Consider the following 17,504-nt stretch of genomic DNA (forward strand, 5'->3'; position numbering starts at 1 on the left):
TATTAGGTGAAGCATTGAAGAGATAAAGATATGGGTAATAAAAAAATATATCTAACCACCATTTAGGAGTCTGGCAAGCATAGAACGGAGATTTTTTATCATCATAAGTACATTTCCAGATGGTGTGTACAATATCCAGGTTGCTTCTTATCCCTTCAATTCTGCGTTGTGTAATATTGTTCCGCTCATCAAACAGTTGGTCCGGAAAATGAGTATATCCGTTTTCTTCCAGTGTCACTGTCTCTGTAAATCTTACTGAATCTCTGGCAGAGGTGACCATAGTCACTTCATTTCCGCTATAAGTAAATGCACAAACAGATTTGACATTGGAAACGTCATACCGAGCTAAGGTTTCTTTCAGCAATTCCCCGGACTCATCGTATTCCCATCCATAAATGCCATTAGTTGATGTATCTGACTGGAAGGTAAGCATTTCTTTTAATAATATTAAACGATTGTATTCGTCATATTCAAATATGAACACGTCCCTACCTTGTGTATATCTCTTCAGAAGTAGTTCAGCATACTCTATCTTCAATTCACGTTCTACTTCCTGAGCCGGGTTGTATGATTCATTTCCTTCCTGGAAGGCAGTAACGGAAACCGTTCCCACCTGATGTAAAAACACACTATCACCATCGATGGAGGCAATATCAGGGTCGCTACTTGTATAAGTAACAGGTAACCCTGAGGTGGAAGTCGCTTCCAGCACAAATTTTCCGGCTTCTACCTTTTTTACAGGGATTGCACCAAAAATGATTTCCTGGTCGCTGACTCCTTCATCATTATTCTTCAAACTCTCCAAATCCTTCTCAACACAGGAGGTAATGGTCATCAAGATGCACAATGTGATTAATAAATTTTTCATATCACTCAATTATATTTAATACTACGTATTTAATAAAAAAATGTTCAACTGATTTACGACGATCGATCAATCATAGATCTGTTTTACATTATTGAGACACACAGGATGTAAAATACCCTACCTTACCTTTAATACATTTTTTCCATTCATCCATTGTAGAGGAATTTACACAGGATCAAGAGTTACAACCGCACTTTGCCGCATTAGTCCGGTAATTATTGGTCCGCACCGGCAGCAATATGATATATATAATCAGAAAAACAACGGAAGAAGTGTTCAGTGTTGTAAACCGGTACCAATCATTTGCATATAAAATCATTGATAGTATATCTATGATGATGGATTTTTCCTATTTGACAGGTTGGGTCATGTTTATTTTGAATTCCAGCAACTTCCCCCTTACCGATGCTGATAATATCATAAATGATTTATCTTTTAGTAAGGGGGCCGGTATTTAGTGCTTAGGGAATCGGATCTCTTTTTGAGGATCAATTACAAGCTTTTGAATGTCTTCTGTTTCAACATCATCAGAAGAGCAAAGGAACTTCAAACAGCTTACTTTCAATATCCGATTTCATTTTAATGGAAACCATGTTATCCGCAGATCCTTTTTTTGATCAAGCACCCAGTGCTATTCATTGTCTCCTTAAGTCACATTAATCAAGATGATTATGGTTATTAAATATGACATTGATTTATTTGTATTACTTAATAACCGATGGTAAAGCGTTCTTTATGATGGGCCGGAGCTTCCATTTCATCTATCATTGCTTTGGCATAGTCCTGAACAGAGATTTTACTTTCGCCTTTATCATTCACCATCAGGTCATCTTTACCAAGACGGTACTTTCCGGTACGTTCACCCGGCTCAAGGCTTCCTGCCGGAGAGAAGAATACCCAGTCAATCTCATTTTCGTTCATAAGGGTATTCAGGTAAAATTCGCCGAGCGATTTCACTCCACCCATGATTTCGGCAGGGATCGCGCCCGAATCTACCACACGAAGACCGGGAGCAACAAACAATGTTCCTGCGCCGCCAACGATAAGCAAACGCCTTACTCCGGATTTTTTCACTCCCTCAAGAATCTGCGGATATACTTTCAGGGTTTCTTCATAAATATCCGGATTTGTCCATCCCGGATTGAATGCACTGATAACGGCATCAGCACCTTTTGAGATCTCAGCCACTTTTACGGCATCGGAAACATCAGCCTTAACGATGGTAAGGTCTGCATTCGATATCTTAATACTATCAGGGTTGCGCACTACTGCCGTAACTTTAATTCCCCTGTTCAATGCTTCATTCAGGATAGCAGAACCTACGAATCCGCTTGCTCCTATTAAAACGATTTTGTTCATTATTGTATTTTTAATTGATTTAAGCACTTAGTGCTATTTATTACTTTTTTAAATTACATCGATCAAATAGATTACGCTTATCAAATGCGACATTAGCTTATTGGTATTACTTAATATGCTTAACCATGCAAAAGTATAGTCCTATCTATTGGTAGTGATAATACATATCCGTCTTAAAATGGTAAATCTCCGCAACCCTGATAGCCCGGTATTATTTTCGACAATCAGGCAATCTGCTTTTTAGTCATGAAAAACCCGGCATGAGAGCACGCAATGGATCGCTGTCCTGTATTCATTGTACCTGCAGATACTTAAAGATTTAATTTTTCCCGGACCGACTTATTGAACAAGTCGCCCTTTTCCTGTGTGAATGAGCCGTAACCGAAATCATTTACCAACATCCACACGACAATACCATTTTCATTGACTAAATAAAGACGTGGAATGGTCTGGCTGGCAAACAGGTCGAATACCTTCCTGTCACTATCGAGAAAATATGGCATCGACAAATCCAATTTCTTCCAAAAATCATCAACAGCTTCCCGGGTTTCGCCACGGCCAATGGTGACGACATTCAGTCCCTGTGATCCAAGCTGCCGATAAGCATATTCTGCAAAAGGCATTTCGCGTCTGCAATCGGAGCAAGTGGTAGTAAAGAAAACCAGTAATGTTTTCTTTCCCTGAAAATCGTCGGGCGACTTCAGACTGCGTTCTTCATTTTTAATTTCAAATACGGGAATATGATCGTCGATCCGGACATCATTTTTTGTGTCCTTATCATCTTTATCTGAAATACATGAAGTAAAAGCCCAGAAGGACACTGCAAATAAAAGATATTGGAATTTCATTCAAACAATATTTAAGCACAGAGTGCTATTTATTATTTATTAATCAACACTAATGTGATTAACAGATCATTAAATCATTTATATTACTTAAAGTAATCTGCAATAAATATACAAAAGCAGACTTCTATTATCAAATTACATCTTATAATGGTGAGCTCCATTAAATGAAAACCTTCAATCCGGCGAAGTCAATTGCTTTGTGATATCCCGGAATTGAGCCGGAGTCCGGTTCGTGTGCTTACGGAAATATTTATTAAAGTTGGTCGGTTCTTCAAAACCAAGTTCAAAACCTATTTCCTTAACGGACAAACTACTGTATGACAATAACCGTTTAGCTTCAAGAATCGTGCGTGAATCTATATACACCTTTGGGGTACTGCCTGTGAGGGTTTTAACTTCCTTTGATAATATCTTTTCATTTATACCCAATAAATCGACGTAATATTCTGTGGTTCTATTTTCCTTAAAATGTTGCTCAACTGCATTATAGAATTTTCTTCCAATATTATTCACTACCGGAGGATAAGACGATGTATGTTGTCTTTCCGTTTCAAGCAGAATGATCCGAAGGAAATTCCGGGCAATTCCCGTTTGAAAATGATCAGCAGGTCCCTTCAATTCCTCATCCAGTAAGGCAATGATATTCCCTGTAAGTTGCGGACAAACAGATACTGTTCTGTTGAGATTGACCGGGTTGAGAATTTCAGATGTATGTAAAAAGTTGGCATCAAGTTCTGTTATAGTGAAAAAAGAATCTGTAAATAATACCATTTTACCTGAATAACCGGAAGTTGTATCAAATTGACAAACCTGCCCGGAAGATATGATCAGAATTTCATTTGCTTTTATCTCAATATCCCGAAAGTCGATCCGAAGAATTGCACAACCCTCCGTGATCCACACAATCTGATAAAAGTTTGCCTTATGGGGTTGTCCGAGCAACTTTGGCAACTCCCGGACAAACTCCAGATCTTTTACCTCTATCTCAATTGGTAAGACTTTGAAATCAAATGTCCTGATATTATCTTCCACTTTACAAAGGTACAAATTATATCCAATCGTATTAAAAACTTGGATTACCTGATAAAACACATTATCCGTATTTGCTTTCTATAAGTTTTTATATTCTGTCGCCAACCGGTAAAAGAAATAAAACCGGACACAGCAGGTATTATTTATTACTGAAACATGCCATCATTTGAGCTTTTGGCTAAAGTTTTTTGAGCTAGTGGCATAACCAGCCCAGGAAGTTTTTGTCATTACTTTGCAAATGAAAAATTAAATTAAAAAATAAAAAAAATGAAACCTAAAATTATTTGTTACATGATGAGTACGGTAGACGGAAGACTGTACACTACCCGTTATTCTTTACCATTCAACGGAGAAGATAATGAAGCATATCTCGGATATTATTTTGAGATGAGTGACCAACCTGTTGGTGATGCCGTAATGATGGGGCGTCATACCCTTCAGGAAAGCTATATGCCTAATTTGTTCGACAATAAGAATTATCGTCCATCCTCAAAACCGGAAACTTTTATTGCACGACCGGCAGGCGCCGGAATTCCCAATATTGTGGTGGACATAAAAGGTAAAACGCAGTTCGAGGATCACGAAGAAGGTCATTTCATCACTATCCTGGGTGAGCAGGTTCCGGATGAATACCTTGCTCATCTCCGGGAAAAGAAAGTGTCCTATCTTTTTGCCGGGCCGGAAGGTAAAAACCTGGATAAAGCGATGGAAACTTTAGGGACAGCATTTGGATTGAAAACAATCATCCTCGAAGGTGGGGGACGTTTAAACGGGACTTTCCTTAAAGCAGGACTTATCGATGAACTAAACCTTTTACTCTACCCCAGCATCGATGGTCTTTCAGAAATACCTTCCATATTTGAATACCCGGGTAAGCCGGATGAAAAACCGGCAGACGGGCAAGCACTGGAGCTTATTTCGGTAAAACAGGAGAAATATGGTACTGTCCTGTTACGTTACAAATTTCATCAGCTGTAAAAAAACTATTTATCAAATTTTTAAGCCGCAGAATAAAGTATTTCTGCGGCTTTTCTGTAAATTTGTGTATCCATTCATTATATTATGAGCATGTCTGAAATCCCGTCATTGAATTATTCGGATGTTTTCCTGAGTTTTCCGTTGAAAGAAGAGGAACCTCTTTTATGCATGGTCAGGGATCATATTATGGTATATGTTTATCATGGGATATTGGAATTATGCCAGGCTCACGAGGTCATTACCATCAACGCAGGTGAGTGTGTTTTCATACGTAAGAATCACAAAGTCAGCATAACACGGAAGTCGGATGATGAAATACCATTCAGTGCTATATTCCTGATTTTCAGCAGGGGATTCCTGTGCGAATTTTACAGGAGTATATGCAGGTCACAACTACCTGAAGACCTGGAAGACTGTGATACCAATAAACTGATATATGTGAAACAAACTCCGGATATTGTGAGTTTGTTTCATTCGATGGTCCCTTACCTTAATTCTTCAGTTAAACCTTCAAAAGAAATCATATTTCTTAAACTTCAGGAAGCAGTACACGCTATCCTGAATATTGATATGCGTGCTGCCGCTTCCTTATTTGATTTTGCCGAACCCTGGAAAATAGACCTAAAAGATTTTATGGACGAGAATTATATGTACGATCTTTCTTCTGAAGAAATTGCTTCGTTCACCGGCAGAAGCCTGGCCACTTTTAAAAGGGATTTTCAGAAGATAAGCGACCTGCCGCCTCAGAAATGGATAACCCGCAAGAGGCTAGAAGAAGCATATAAGCTAATCAGGGAGGAAGGGAGAAAAGTATCGGATATCTACCTTTCTATGGGATTTAAGAGTCTTTCTCATTTTTCCCAGGCTTATAAAAAACAATACGGAAAGGCTCCCACGAAATAAAAAAAATAAATATTCTATTTGTTTACCTGACTTAATGATGTTGTCAATTTTTCGGTTGCGTGAAAGTTAATAGAACTTTAACTTTGCAAAGAAAATTGAGAATCAACAATATGGCTGATTATTTCCTATACGGAGAAAAAGAGATCGAACATCTGAAAAAAACAGATAAAAAGTTAGCGGCAGTTATCGAGCAGGTAGGCATGATAGAAAGAGCAGTTAATCCCGATCTTTTTTCCGCACTCGTACATTCCATTATCGGCCAGCAAATCTCAACCAAAGCACACCAAACCATTTGGGAACGGATGCAAAAAGAATTAGGAGAGATCACTCCTGATTCAATTAACAGCCTATCATTAGAAGAGTTGCAGAAATTCGGCACTACATTCAGAAAAGCAGCCTATATTAAATCGGTGACACAAAAAATCATATCAAAAGAGTTTGATATGGATTCGCTTCACTCCATGCCGGACCATGAAGTCTGTGCCAGGCTTTCCGAATTGCATGGCATTGGCGTTTGGACAGCCGAGATGTTGATGTTGTTCTCCATGCAACGACCCAATGTATTAAGTTATGGTGATCTGGCTATTCTCCGGGGAATGCGGATGGTATACCACCACCGGGAGATCGATAAAACGAGATTCAACAGGTATTGGAAACGTTACACACCTTATGCTTCGGTAGCTAGTTTGTACCTATGGGCCGTGGCAGGCGGAGCCGTTGAAGGAATGAGAGATCATGCACCCAAAAAGAAAAAACCATGAATAGAGATAAAGTAATCGTCATTTTTGAGGTCAAGCCTGAAAAAGAGGGTATGGCAGATTATCTGACCTATGCAACCCATCTTAAAACCGAATTGTCCAAAATGGAAGGATTTATCAGCGCCGAACGTTTTTCAAGCCTGAACGAAGAAGGAAAACTACTTAGTTTGTCGGTATGGGAAAATGAAGAAGCTGTCGCAAAATGGCGCAATCATATTGCACACCGGGAAAGCCAGAAAGCGGGGTATGATACTTTGTTTGGGAAATACCACATTACCGTGGCCTCGGTTATCCGGGAATATACAAATAATGACAGAGCGGAAGCTCCCCGGGATTCAAATGACTATTTTAATATAATATAAGATGGAAACTGAAAGGGATATATTTTATAAAGCATTACTTGAAAGGGATAGTTCTTTCGAAGGTGTATTCATTGTCGGAGTAAAAACAACAGGTATATTTTGCCGCCCCACCTGTCCCGCTAAACCAAAGTTAGAAAATTGTGAGTTTTTTTCTTCTGCAAACGAAGCTATGCTTAATGGTTACAGGCCTTGCAAGGTTTGTAAACCATTGGAAAAGCAAGGAAACCCGCCCGACAATATTCAGCAGTTATTGAAATACATGGAAGAAAATCCTGCGATTAAAATAAAAGACTCTGATTTGGAAAAAATGGGATTAGAACCCAATCAGGTGCGCCGGTGGTTTTTAAAAAATTACAAACAGACTTTTCATGCCTATCAAAGGATGTACCGGGCAAATAACGCTTTTCAACGCATGCAATCCGAACAAAATGTAACGGATGTAGCATTCGACTCAGGGTACGACTCACTGAGCGGATTCAATAACATGTTCAAAAACATTATAGGTACTTCTCCGCAGAAAAGTAAAGACAAACGTATTGTCAACATCACATATATTGAAACGGATTTAGGATTGATGGTTGCCGCTGCAACCGGCAAAGGAATTTGTATGTTTGAGTTTGCCGACTACAAATTGATTGATCTGGAATTCAGGCAATTGAGTGAGGAATTTAAAGCCCCGCTTGTACAGGGTGACAATCCTCACTTCGATACACTCAGAAAGCAGCTGGATGAGTACTTCAAAGGAGAACGTAAAGATTTCGATATTCCGCTGGATTTAGTGGGTACGGAATTTCAAAAGAAAGTATGGTTGGGTTTGTTACAGATACCATATGGTGGTACGACAACCTACGGAAAACAAGCCGAACTTTTAGGCATGCCTTCTTCCGTAAGAGCCGTTGCCAATGCCAATGGGAAAAATAAAATATCCATTATCTTACCCTGTCACAGGGTTATCGGAGCTGATGGTTCCCTTACCGGTTATGGTGGAGGAATGTGGCGAAAAAAGAAACTGCTGGAGTTTGAGAAAGAGAATATGGATAGAAAAGGATTTGAATAAATGTTCCAGGGTAAAGAACGAGAAGCCGAATGCTTCAAGTGAAATAGTTTCGATCTGACCTGTCGGATCAAGTCCTAGCTAATACATTTCATTTGATCCGGATGATCCCTTTTCTATATAAGTCTAATGCATCATTCAATAAAGATTCTATAAGTATTAGTGGTAAATTTTCCATTGGATTAATTCTCAGGATTTTCATACGGGAACGGTTGCCGCTTTCTAATTCCTGGTTATTCAATAATTTACCCTCAACTAAAAGAATATATGGTTCGTTGGTCTTACTATCGGTCCACAGATAGCAGAACATTTTTTTCCTATAGCAAAAACAGGGCATTCCATACTTTACTGTTTCCGAAATATCTGTATCCTGATTAAGGATCATATCGCGCAGAGCAAGCAAACAACTCTTTTGAGGTTCTTCCTGCCGGAGATAATAATTATGGAGTTCATCGATCATTATTTACTTTTTTCGTCATGTATTATTGGAAGTTCTACCCGTTTTTTTAATTGCTCATTCATCAGTTGAAATCCTTTCAAGGTTTTCGTCTCAATCATATTTTTCATAAACGGAACGAAGACACCTGAAAAAATCTCTCCCTGAATGAAGAGTGTCGAATCACCTTTATCAATCAACTTCATATAATGTTCCCGTCGAATAAACCCTTTATCAATAAACGGCCTAGCCACCTGATCTCTTTGTAAGGTTCTACTTTAAGAATGGTCGGATTAAAATTCATCGGTTTAGAATCGTATGGTTTTATTTTTACCCAAACCCTTTCCTGTTCGGCCAGATTACCTGTAAAAGAAAGAATAAAGGGATTCCACTCTTTGTATGACTCAAAATTGGTTAAATGCTCCCATATGATCTGAGGGGTAGAATGAATGATGATTTCCGATTTTATTTCTTTTTTTTTCATGATTAGTATATTTTAAGCACTCAGTGCTATTTATTGTTTTCTTAAGTTACATTTATTAAACTGATTACGTTTATTATATGCAACATTAATTTATTGGTATTACTTATTAGGATTCCTCTATTTTTTAATTTATTTTTCCTTCTGATCCTGATACCATGCTTTAATTTTCCGCATCTGCATAATCGGGCATGGATCGTCGAGGCGTGGACGTTTATCTTTCCCAAATATACGGTCGTGATATTCCGATATCCGCTTCCGGTCATACTCCTTGGTTAATTCTACTTCGGCAATAAATGTTTTGACCTCTTGCAGGTCTATGTTACGATTGGTTTTCATATTATTTTTTAATAAGGTGGTAGGTAATGTTATGGATAATTTTATCTGTTTTCCTGTGTTGAAATGTTCAAAGTATATCATACTACATTAACAAAATAATACAATGAACATTAATATTCTTCAAAGATACAACAGTTCTGTGAAAAATATTATGCTCATGTATAGAGAGTACATATATGAATACCTTAATCAGCCCTCAAAGCAGCCAACCGACTCAATTAAACAACTCCCTGAATAATACAAACAGTAAAAAAACGAATAAAATAATTAAGAAGAACTGGGGGCAAATTAAAAAAGCGGTTAAAACCGAAATTTTAACCGCTTTTGGTTGCTTGATTTTGAGGGCGGACCCGGAGGAACTCGAATCCCCAACCTTCTGATCCGTAGTCAGATGCTCTATCCAATTAAGCTACGGGTCCTTGCTTTTGCGGGGGCAAATATATATATCTTTTTTCGAATGTAAAAACGGAATCCGGAAAAATAAGAAGAAAATGGGAAATTATTTTTTCGAATGAAGAAATATGTATCGTCAGATTAACAGAAAAATCAGATAACCGGGAATTGCATCTTTTTATCGCATAATAATGACTTTCCGGATCAATCATTAAAGTTTGATACCAATTACCAGGATATCATCTGTCTGATGATTATTTCCACGCCAATTTAAATGGGTATCATCCAATAACTGTAATTGTTTTTCCAAATCTTCTCCGGAAACCAATGTCAACAGGCTTTTAAAACGTTTTGTTTTGAATTTTTCCTGATCAACGGAATCAAACTGATCCACATAGCCATCAGAAAATAAATAGATCATGTCACCTCTTCTGTAAGAAATATATCTTTCGGTAAAAGGCTGATCCTGCCGTTCATCCACGCCAATGGTCATCTTATCGGCTTTGATTTCAGTCAACTCATGTTCACGGATGAGGTATAACGGGTTTTTGGCTCCTGAAAATCTGATTTCCTGCCTGGCCTGATCAATGATCACCAAAGCGATATCCATCCCATTCCGCACATGGGAAGTAGATCCTTCCGGATTGAGCAACCGGATAATGTCTTCCCGGAGTTTGTTCAGAATGACATCACTATGGGGAATTTCTGTCTCTCCTACGATTTTATTCAATGAAGAGATGCCTAACATACTGACAACAGCACCCGAAACACCATGTCCGGTACAATCTGCCGCAACAACAATCGTATACTGTCCCTTCTGCGTCATCCAGTAAAAATCGCCGCTCACGATATCAAAAGGACGATACAAAATAAAGTTATCCGGAAGAATCTGATTGATATACTCCAGGGGAGGTAAGACCGCTCTTTGTACAAGGCTTGCCGAATTGATACCATCTGTAATTTCCTTATTTTGCTGTACGATTTTATCCCATTGTTCGGACAGTTTTGCATTGGCCTTTTTTTTCTGAACATTGTTACGGTACAATAAAAAAGCAATCATACAGATCAACAATATCCCAAATGTCAGCACAATCACAAAACCCCGTAACATGCGGTTACGTTGCATTTGTTGTTTCTGAAAAACTTTGGCTTCGTACTGCATATACATTTGAGTAAAAGCCTTTGTCTTCTCCTGAGCATTATAATTTAACTCTTCGGAAATGAATGCAGCCGATTCATAATCCGGGATTGCATCGTTAAAACGCAACAGTCCGGAATATGTCCTGGAACGATTGATCAGTGCCCGGGCCTGCATTTCTTCCAAACCCGACCGTTCAGCGATCTCAATGGATTTCCCGAAATAGAAAAGTGCTGAGTCCGGCTTCTGGATGATGTTCATATAATCTCCCAGTGAATAATAGGCTTCCGCAAGTAAACGTTTGTTTTCCGGCCATTTCCGGGCTATACCCAATGTCTCACGATAGTAACGGCCGGCTTTTTCTATCTCGCCCATATCTATATAAGTAAGCCCCATGTTGTACATAGGTACCAATATATCCGGACTATTCGTTTGCCTGTAAAGAATCTCGCTTTTATGATAGTATTCAAGCGCCCGGTCGTATACGCCCTGGTCTGTATACAATCCGCCCAAATTATTGTAACAGGCAGCCTGACCCTCAATACTGCCAATTTCCATATAATTTTGAAGGCTTCTTAAATAGTGCTCCTCAGCTTCTTTATACTTCCACTCGACCTGATATACAGAACCGATATTTTTATAAGAAGAAGCCTGGCCTTCGATATCTTTTTGAGCAATGCGTATTTCCAATGCCTTTGGAAAATACTCCATGGCAATATTATATTTCCCCTGCCTGAAAGCTATTTGTCCGATATGGTTATATGCCGTGGCCAGCAAAGAAATATCCACTCCTTTTGTAAATTCTATTGCCTTGTAAAAATACGCGATAGCAATATCGTATTGTCCTGTTTTTTCTGCACTACGTCCCAATGCATAAAATATATCGAACATTGTACTTTGCCCGGGTTCTGTCTCATGTGAAAGGCGCAGAGCCTCACCGGCAGCAACAAATGCACTGTCGGGAAAAGAATCTATATGACGGCTGTATTCACGTAAATAAAACCGGAGGGAATCGTCTTCGGAACTACCGTCACTATTGTCTACATCCTCGTCCGAACAGGAAACGAGCAACATCAATACCAAACATATATTTATTCGTCTTAACATAGAAATCATATCAGATTATCTGAATATCCATGTTGCCGGACCATTCTTGTAGCCTGTGGCAAGCTGGTTCCGGAAATGTTTTAATTGGTCCGTACGCATCACATGCGCCCTCAATAAAGGACGATTCCCTTTCCATGGCCAATGATTGACGCCTTTCCTTGTTCCAAAATCCATCAGATAACCGGCCTGAAAAACTAGTTTCCTTGTTCGCTGGTCGAAAGAACCGTATGGATAGCAAAAACTCCTGACTGTTTTTTTTAGTTGCCCTTCCATTTGCGTTTTAGATACGGTTAATTCGGAGAGAGCCTCCTGGTCGCCAAGCCTGCGCAAACGTTGATGATTCACACCATGCGATGAGAAATCAACCAGGCTACTCCTGTACATTTCCTGTACCTGGTCCCACGAAAGCATTCCGTCTTTCGTTCCTATTTCTCCGGTAGTCAAGAAAATAGTGATGGGAATTTTCTTTTCCAGTATCATCGGATATGCATAGGTATAATTATTCAGGTACCCATCGTCAAATGTCAATAGAACAGAACGTTCCGGTAATTTCTTTTTGCTTATATAACTATCCTCGACTTCGGACAATGATACCGGATGATACCCTTCAGCCAGTAATAAGTCGATTTGCCGGGCAAAAAGTTCATCACTGACAAAAAAAGAACCGCAACTTTCGTCTTCTGATTTTCCTATATGATGGTACATAAATATACGGAGCGCATTTCTCAATACCTTTCTTCTGTGTAGATACAAAACCGGGAAAACGACCACCACGAAAAATAAAATGATGTACCACATATTTTCTTCTTTTTATTTCCAATGCGAATTAAAGCAAAAAAATCTGCTTTATGTCACAAACTTTGGAATTTTACCTACTTTTGCCCATAAAATTTGTCATTCATGAATCTATCTGTCGGAATCATTACATACAATGAGGAGAAGGACTTACCGAGAACATTGAATGCAGTAAAAGATATTGCCGATGAAATCGTGATCGTCGATAATGGAAGTACGGATAAAACACCGGAAATAGCAGCATCTTTTAATGCAAAACTATTTACTGAGAAGTGGAAAGGCTATGGAGAACAAAAGAATTCAGTCATTGATAAATGTCATGGGAAATGGATATTATTGATTGATGCCGACGAAGAAATTACGCCACAACTAAAGAAAAAAATACAGGAAATCATATCAGGGGATTCCACTAAACATAAAGTATACAAAATACGGTTTACTACGGTATGTTTTGGCAAAAGGATCAGGCATGGAGGATGGAGTAATTTTTACAGGGTACGCCTGTTTAATAACGGAGCAGGAAGATATGACCATAAACAGGTGCATGAAACATTCATCACGGAAGAATCCATCGGCAGGATCAAAGAAATGATCCTTCATTATACCTATACCAATTTGGAGGATTATTTTGATAAATTCAATGCTTATACATCCAAAATGGCTGTCCAATACTTTAACAAAGGGAAAAAGAAATCGATTCCGGGGATTTGCATAGGCTCTATATTCAGGTTTTTCAAGATGTACATCCTCAAACTGGGATTTCTGGACGGATATGAAGGTTATCTGCTGTCAAGAATCAGTTCCATGTATGTTTTGGTGAAGTATTCTAAATTGAGGGAGCTCAAAAACAAAGATTCCGGAATATAACGAATATTTGACCGTAAACAACAGACACTCCAGATATGTACCATAATGATATCATACAATCCGTAAATATCTTAAAACAGGGAGGTATCATTCTTTATCCCACCGATACAGTCTGGGGAATCGGGTGTGATGCTACCAATATTGCTTCGATCAACCGGATCTACCAAATCAAAAAAAGAACTGAGAAACAGAGTCTGTTGGTACTGGTAGATAGTATCCGGATGCTTCAATCATATGTGGACAGTATTCCGGATATCGCGCTAAAAATCATCAATTCGGCCCAAAAACCCACCAGCATCATTTATCCAGCTTCAAAAAACCTGCCCGGTAACCTGGTGGCAGACGATCAATCCATAGGTATCCGCCTGATCAATGATCCTTTTTGCAGGGAAGTAATACAGGAATTCGGAAAACCGCTTGTTTCCACTTCGGCAAACATCAGCGGTGAGCCCACCCCAGGGATATTTAAGATGATCGCGGATGAAATAAAGATGTCGGTAGATTATATTGTAACATGGCGGCAGGATGATGAACAACCGGCAGCGGCGTCAGCGATTATCAAAGTGGAAAATGACGGAAAATACCAGATCATCAGGAAATGATTTCCCAAAGCACTACTAAACTAGAATTCAATTAATTGTAAAAAACAATAGATTCCATGTAACATTTTATCTTTAAGAACGTCTTCTTCTTGAATACGTTCGGATAAGTTAACTTTTAAAAACCTGAATGGATAAAACCGTCTTTAATCAATTGATGGTACATCTAAGGCCTAAGATGTACCGCTTTGCCCTCGCTTTTATCAAGCGAACCGATGAAGCTGAAGATGTGGTTCAGGATGTAGGAATCAAGTTATGGGAACGTCATAAAGACCTTGAATCATTGCGTAGTATTGAAGCTTATGCAATGTGTGCCGTAAAAAACCGTTGCCTGGATTATACCCGTTCCCCTGTAAATAAAACATCAGAATTGACGGAAGCCATACATACCCCGGTAGAACAAACGCCATATAAAAGTACGGAACAAGCTGATATGGCCGCATTTGTAAGGAAGTTGATCGACAGGTTGCCGGTCCAGCAACAAATGACGATCCGTCTTCGTGATGTGGAAGGTTATGAACTGGATGAGATAGCCGAAATACTGGAAATGAATGAAGGTACGGTACGAACAAACCTCTCCCGTGCCCGACAAAAAATACGTGAGGAACTTTTAAAACAATGAAAGTATGAATGAACAGGAAATACAAAAATTGCTCCGGCAATATTTTGACGGAAAAACCTCATTGGAAGAAGAAAATCAGTTAAACCGGTTCTTTGCCCGGGAGGATGTTCCGGAATCATTGAAAAAATACCAGCCTCTGTTCGCTTTTTTCTCGGAAGAACGAGCCATCGATTATCCGGAACAAAAGTCCAGGAAGATAAAAATGCCGTGGATGATCATTACCGGCATTGCTGCCAGTCTGGCCATCTTATTTCTGGTAAGTTTCCCCCGGCCGCAACACAATGAGTATATTTATTATGTAGATGGAGAACGTGTTTATGATGAAGCGGCTGCCATTGAATCGGCGGAAAATAAACTGCAGTTACTGGCTGAGTCTATGCAAAAAGCAAAAAACAGTATGGCTGCTTTTGAAAAGATACAGGAAAGCAACCAGAGTTTACAGCAACTGAGTAAACTGCAGATGGCATTTGATCATGTGGAAAAAGCGTTATCGGAAGCTTCCCTAAAAGAAACCCATTAAAATCAGAGATATTCAGAATAGGAACTTATTTATAAACCCATAAATATGAAAAAGATTATAGTGATGTTGACTGCTATCGTTGTGCTGATGAATTTTCCGTTAGACTCATTCGGGCAAAAAGATGCCAAAGAAGATCCAATCCCCAAAATCTTTGATAAATATGAAGAAAAAGAAGGAGTGGAATCCATCACCATTTCCCCGGCACTACTGGGCCTCATGAAAAACGGCAAGACCAGTGACAAGAAAACCCAGGAACTGATCTCCAAGATTTCGGGATTGCGCATCCTGACACTTACGGATATTTCCAGTGAAAAAGGAAAGTCCACCAAGGAAGCACTGACCAATGAACTACAGCCGGCCATCAAAAAAGGCTATGAAGAGATCATGAAAGTAAAGAGTTCCGGGGAACGACTGGAATTATATGTCCGTGATGTGACCAACTGTAAAGACTGTAAAGGTTTGAGCGCATTGCTTTTTATCACATCCGGGAGTTCGTCCACCACTATCATGCATCTATCTGGAACCATTGATAAAACCCTGATAGATGCCGTAATGAATGGGGAAATAGGTACCTCCAGCGGTAAATAGATGCCGATAGCATCTATTTGATCATTATTCTTTAATTAACCAACCCCATAAACCTGTTGAAGTATGTGGAATAAATCCAATTTCTATATGAGAAAGATAATCATTGCTTTCTGCTTTATCCTTTTTTTGACCGGAGAAACGGTAATATCGCAGAACAAACTAAAGATCAGAGATGTAGAAATCACCCTCGGTAAAAGTGAGGGAGTAAATGATACCAATATACTGATTGAGGTAGGTGAAAAGGAATCACCGGGCATCCTGAAAAATGATAAGGAAGATTTCAACAGAAGAGGATACCACACCCATAACGGATATGTAGGGCTTGAATTTATGATTCCCTGGGATGAAGATAAAAACCTGAAAATACATTACGGTAAATCCAATCATTTTAATATTGGCTATCGCTATGGGTTCCATCCCGTACGATGGTATGGAATAGGTTATATTGCCCAATATAGTTTCTATAATTACCGGCTGAAAGATGCATCCGAAAGCCTGACCGGAACAGCAAACAGGACTTCTAAAGAAGTATTCCGGAGCAATAACCTAGGATTGGGAGTATATAACCGGTTTTATCTTTATGCGGAAAAATATTACCGGCCAAACTCTGATGGCCTGTATCTGGATATAGGTATAAGGGGTGACTGGGCATACGGAAGATTTTATAAAACAAAAGGGAATGCAGATGATTTCTCCATAAATACAAAATACAGGAATGGTTATGCTTTTTATCCTTTTTCAGCAAGCGTCATAGCCGGAATAGGGGTCGGCTGGTTTGAAGTTATGGCACAATACCGGATCACGGAAATATTTAATTCCAAGGTCATTGATGCAAAACTCCCACCTGTTACTATTGGTATACAGATGGCATTTGAAAAAAAGAAAGTAAAGAGAAATAGACATATCAAGAGAAATTTTTGATAATTGATTCTTGCATACGAAACATCTGTAAGAATATCATATTTAGAATAATAAGACAACTCAACACGTAAAACAATACAAATGAAAAACATATCTATTTGGATTTTAATAATGGTTCTGGCTTCGTGCAGCATATCTGTCACTCATAGAACTGTTGGCCATGAAAATTTTGAAGCCAGTTCCTGCCTGAAAGATGACACCACCGGATTTTTCCATTCGGATCCGGAAATACGGAAAATCGCCCTGGAAAACACGGATTGTCCGGATGCTATTAATTATTTAGCCCTGAATGATAGCAACGATGAAATCAGAACATTGGCATTGAAAAAATCGGCCAGCCAGAACACCATCAGCCATATTGCCCTTAATGATATAAACCCCGAAATACGGAAGATAGCACTACAGATGAGTGATAGTCAGAATACCATCAGCAATGTAGCTATCAATGATAATGATGATGAAATCAGATTATTAGCATTGGAAAAATCGGCCAGCCAGAACACCATCAGCCATATTGCCCTCAATGATAAAAACCC

General features: G+C 39.0%; 21 protein-coding genes, 1 tRNA gene and 1 pseudogene. 13 read left to right on the forward strand and 10 right to left on the reverse strand.

What is annotated here, in order from left to right; genetic code table 11:
* From LBQ60_15625 to LBQ60_15640, 4 genes are all read right to left on the reverse strand, one after another.
* Positions 1-868 (reverse strand): hypothetical protein (locus LBQ60_15625; protein ID MDR2039353.1); only part of this gene is annotated, 868 nt, incomplete at its 3' end.
* Positions 869-1,576: 708 nt separating this feature from the next.
* Positions 1,577-2,227: an NAD(P)-dependent oxidoreductase gene (locus LBQ60_15630; GenBank protein MDR2039354.1), complete on the reverse strand. Its 651-nt coding sequence runs from the start codon at positions 2,225-2,227 to the stop codon at positions 1,577-1,579.
* Positions 2,228-2,538: 311 nt separating this feature from the next.
* On the reverse strand, positions 2,539-3,075 hold the full coding sequence (locus LBQ60_15635; protein MDR2039355.1) for a TlpA family protein disulfide reductase: 537 nt from the start codon (positions 3,073-3,075) through the stop codon (positions 2,539-2,541).
* Between the two features lie 174 nt (positions 3,076-3,249).
* The gene (locus LBQ60_15640; GenBank protein ID MDR2039356.1) at positions 3,250-4,107 is read right to left on the reverse strand and encodes an AraC family transcriptional regulator; all 858 of its coding nucleotides are present in this window, start codon (positions 4,105-4,107) and stop codon (positions 3,250-3,252) included.
* 267 nt (positions 4,108-4,374) lie between these two features.
* Between LBQ60_15640 and LBQ60_15645 the strand changes: the two genes are divergently transcribed.
* The 6 genes and pseudogenes from LBQ60_15645 to LBQ60_15670 all read left to right on the forward strand — a co-directional run bounded on the left by LBQ60_15645 (position 4,375) and on the right by LBQ60_15670 (position 8,165).
* Complete coding sequence (locus LBQ60_15645) at positions 4,375-5,085, forward strand: dihydrofolate reductase family protein (protein ID MDR2039357.1); 711 nt, start codon at positions 4,375-4,377, stop codon at positions 5,083-5,085.
* Positions 5,086-5,169: 84 nt separating this feature from the next.
* Positions 5,170-5,988: an AraC family transcriptional regulator gene (locus tag LBQ60_15650; GenBank protein MDR2039358.1), complete on the forward strand. Its 819-nt coding sequence runs from the start codon at positions 5,170-5,172 to the stop codon at positions 5,986-5,988.
* A 110-nt stretch (positions 5,989-6,098) separates the two neighbouring features.
* Positions 6,099-6,749 (forward strand): DNA-3-methyladenine glycosylase 2 family protein, encoded by a 651-nt coding sequence (locus LBQ60_15655; GenBank protein MDR2039359.1) that lies wholly within the window; start codon positions 6,099-6,101, stop codon positions 6,747-6,749.
* Entirely contained in the window at positions 6,746-7,108 is a 363-nt protein-coding gene (locus tag LBQ60_15660) for an antibiotic biosynthesis monooxygenase (GenBank protein MDR2039360.1), read from the forward strand. Before LBQ60_15655 ends, LBQ60_15660 begins: the two co-directional genes overlap by 4 nt.
* A 1-nt stretch (position 7,109) precedes the next feature.
* Positions 7,110-7,628, forward strand: a pseudogene (locus LBQ60_15665) (helix-turn-helix domain-containing protein).
* A 33-nt stretch (positions 7,629-7,661) separates the two neighbouring features.
* Positions 7,662-8,165: a methylated-DNA--[protein]-cysteine S-methyltransferase gene (locus tag LBQ60_15670; GenBank protein ID MDR2039361.1), complete on the forward strand. Its 504-nt coding sequence runs from the start codon at positions 7,662-7,664 to the stop codon at positions 8,163-8,165.
* A gap of 88 nt (positions 8,166-8,253) precedes the next feature.
* On the opposite strand, the gene LBQ60_15675 is transcribed toward LBQ60_15670, so the two are convergent.
* The 6 genes from LBQ60_15675 to LBQ60_15700 form a co-directional block, all read right to left on the reverse strand.
* Positions 8,254-8,622, reverse strand: a complete 369-nt coding sequence (locus LBQ60_15675; protein ID MDR2039362.1) for a DUF1801 domain-containing protein — start codon at positions 8,620-8,622, stop codon at positions 8,254-8,256.
* Between the two features lie 178 nt (positions 8,623-8,800).
* On the reverse strand, positions 8,801-9,082 hold the full coding sequence (locus tag LBQ60_15680) for an SRPBCC domain-containing protein (protein ID MDR2039363.1): 282 nt from the start codon (positions 9,080-9,082) through the stop codon (positions 8,801-8,803).
* Between the two features lie 129 nt (positions 9,083-9,211).
* The gene (locus LBQ60_15685) at positions 9,212-9,418 is read right to left on the reverse strand and encodes a hypothetical protein (protein ID MDR2039364.1); all 207 of its coding nucleotides are present in this window, start codon (positions 9,416-9,418) and stop codon (positions 9,212-9,214) included.
* Between the two features lie 345 nt (positions 9,419-9,763).
* Positions 9,764-9,837: transfer RNA gene (locus LBQ60_15690), tRNA-Arg, on the reverse strand.
* A 185-nt stretch (positions 9,838-10,022) separates the two neighbouring features.
* Positions 10,023-12,056 (reverse strand): tetratricopeptide repeat protein, encoded by a 2,034-nt coding sequence (locus LBQ60_15695; protein MDR2039365.1) that lies wholly within the window; start codon positions 12,054-12,056, stop codon positions 10,023-10,025.
* A gap of 15 nt (positions 12,057-12,071) precedes the next feature.
* Positions 12,072-12,854 carry a polysaccharide deacetylase family protein gene (locus LBQ60_15700; GenBank protein ID MDR2039366.1) on the reverse strand — a complete coding sequence of 261 codons (783 nt, stop codon included), beginning with the start codon at positions 12,852-12,854 and terminating at the stop codon, positions 12,072-12,074.
* Between the two features lie 102 nt (positions 12,855-12,956).
* Here LBQ60_15700 and LBQ60_15705 point away from each other — a divergent pair, with 102 nt between their 5' ends.
* The 7 genes from LBQ60_15705 to LBQ60_15735 form a co-directional block, all read left to right on the forward strand.
* Positions 12,957-13,718, forward strand: coding sequence for a glycosyltransferase family 2 protein (locus LBQ60_15705; protein MDR2039367.1), 762 nt, complete (start codon positions 12,957-12,959; stop codon positions 13,716-13,718).
* A gap of 35 nt (positions 13,719-13,753) precedes the next feature.
* On the forward strand, positions 13,754-14,320 hold the full coding sequence (locus LBQ60_15710; protein MDR2039368.1) for a threonylcarbamoyl-AMP synthase: 567 nt from the start codon (positions 13,754-13,756) through the stop codon (positions 14,318-14,320).
* A gap of 127 nt (positions 14,321-14,447) precedes the next feature.
* A complete protein-coding gene (locus tag LBQ60_15715; GenBank protein MDR2039369.1) occupies positions 14,448-14,939 on the forward strand; it encodes an RNA polymerase sigma factor in 492 nt (163 codons plus the stop codon).
* 4 nt (positions 14,940-14,943) lie between these two features.
* Entirely contained in the window at positions 14,944-15,459 is a 516-nt protein-coding gene (locus tag LBQ60_15720) for a hypothetical protein (GenBank protein MDR2039370.1), read from the forward strand.
* A 45-nt stretch (positions 15,460-15,504) separates the two neighbouring features.
* Complete coding sequence (locus LBQ60_15725; GenBank protein MDR2039371.1) at positions 15,505-16,047, forward strand: DUF4252 domain-containing protein; 543 nt, start codon at positions 15,505-15,507, stop codon at positions 16,045-16,047.
* An 87-nt stretch (positions 16,048-16,134) separates the two neighbouring features.
* The gene (locus LBQ60_15730) at positions 16,135-16,968 is read left to right on the forward strand and encodes a hypothetical protein (protein MDR2039372.1); all 834 of its coding nucleotides are present in this window, start codon (positions 16,135-16,137) and stop codon (positions 16,966-16,968) included.
* Positions 16,969-17,049: 81 nt separating this feature from the next.
* Positions 17,050-17,504, forward strand: a 455-nt coding sequence (locus LBQ60_15735) for a hypothetical protein (GenBank protein MDR2039373.1), incomplete at its 3' end; no start/stop codon positions are given.

Source organism: Bacteroidales bacterium, from assembly GCA_031275285.1.
Classification (GTDB): domain Bacteria; phylum Bacteroidota; class Bacteroidia; order Bacteroidales; family UBA4181; genus JAIRLS01.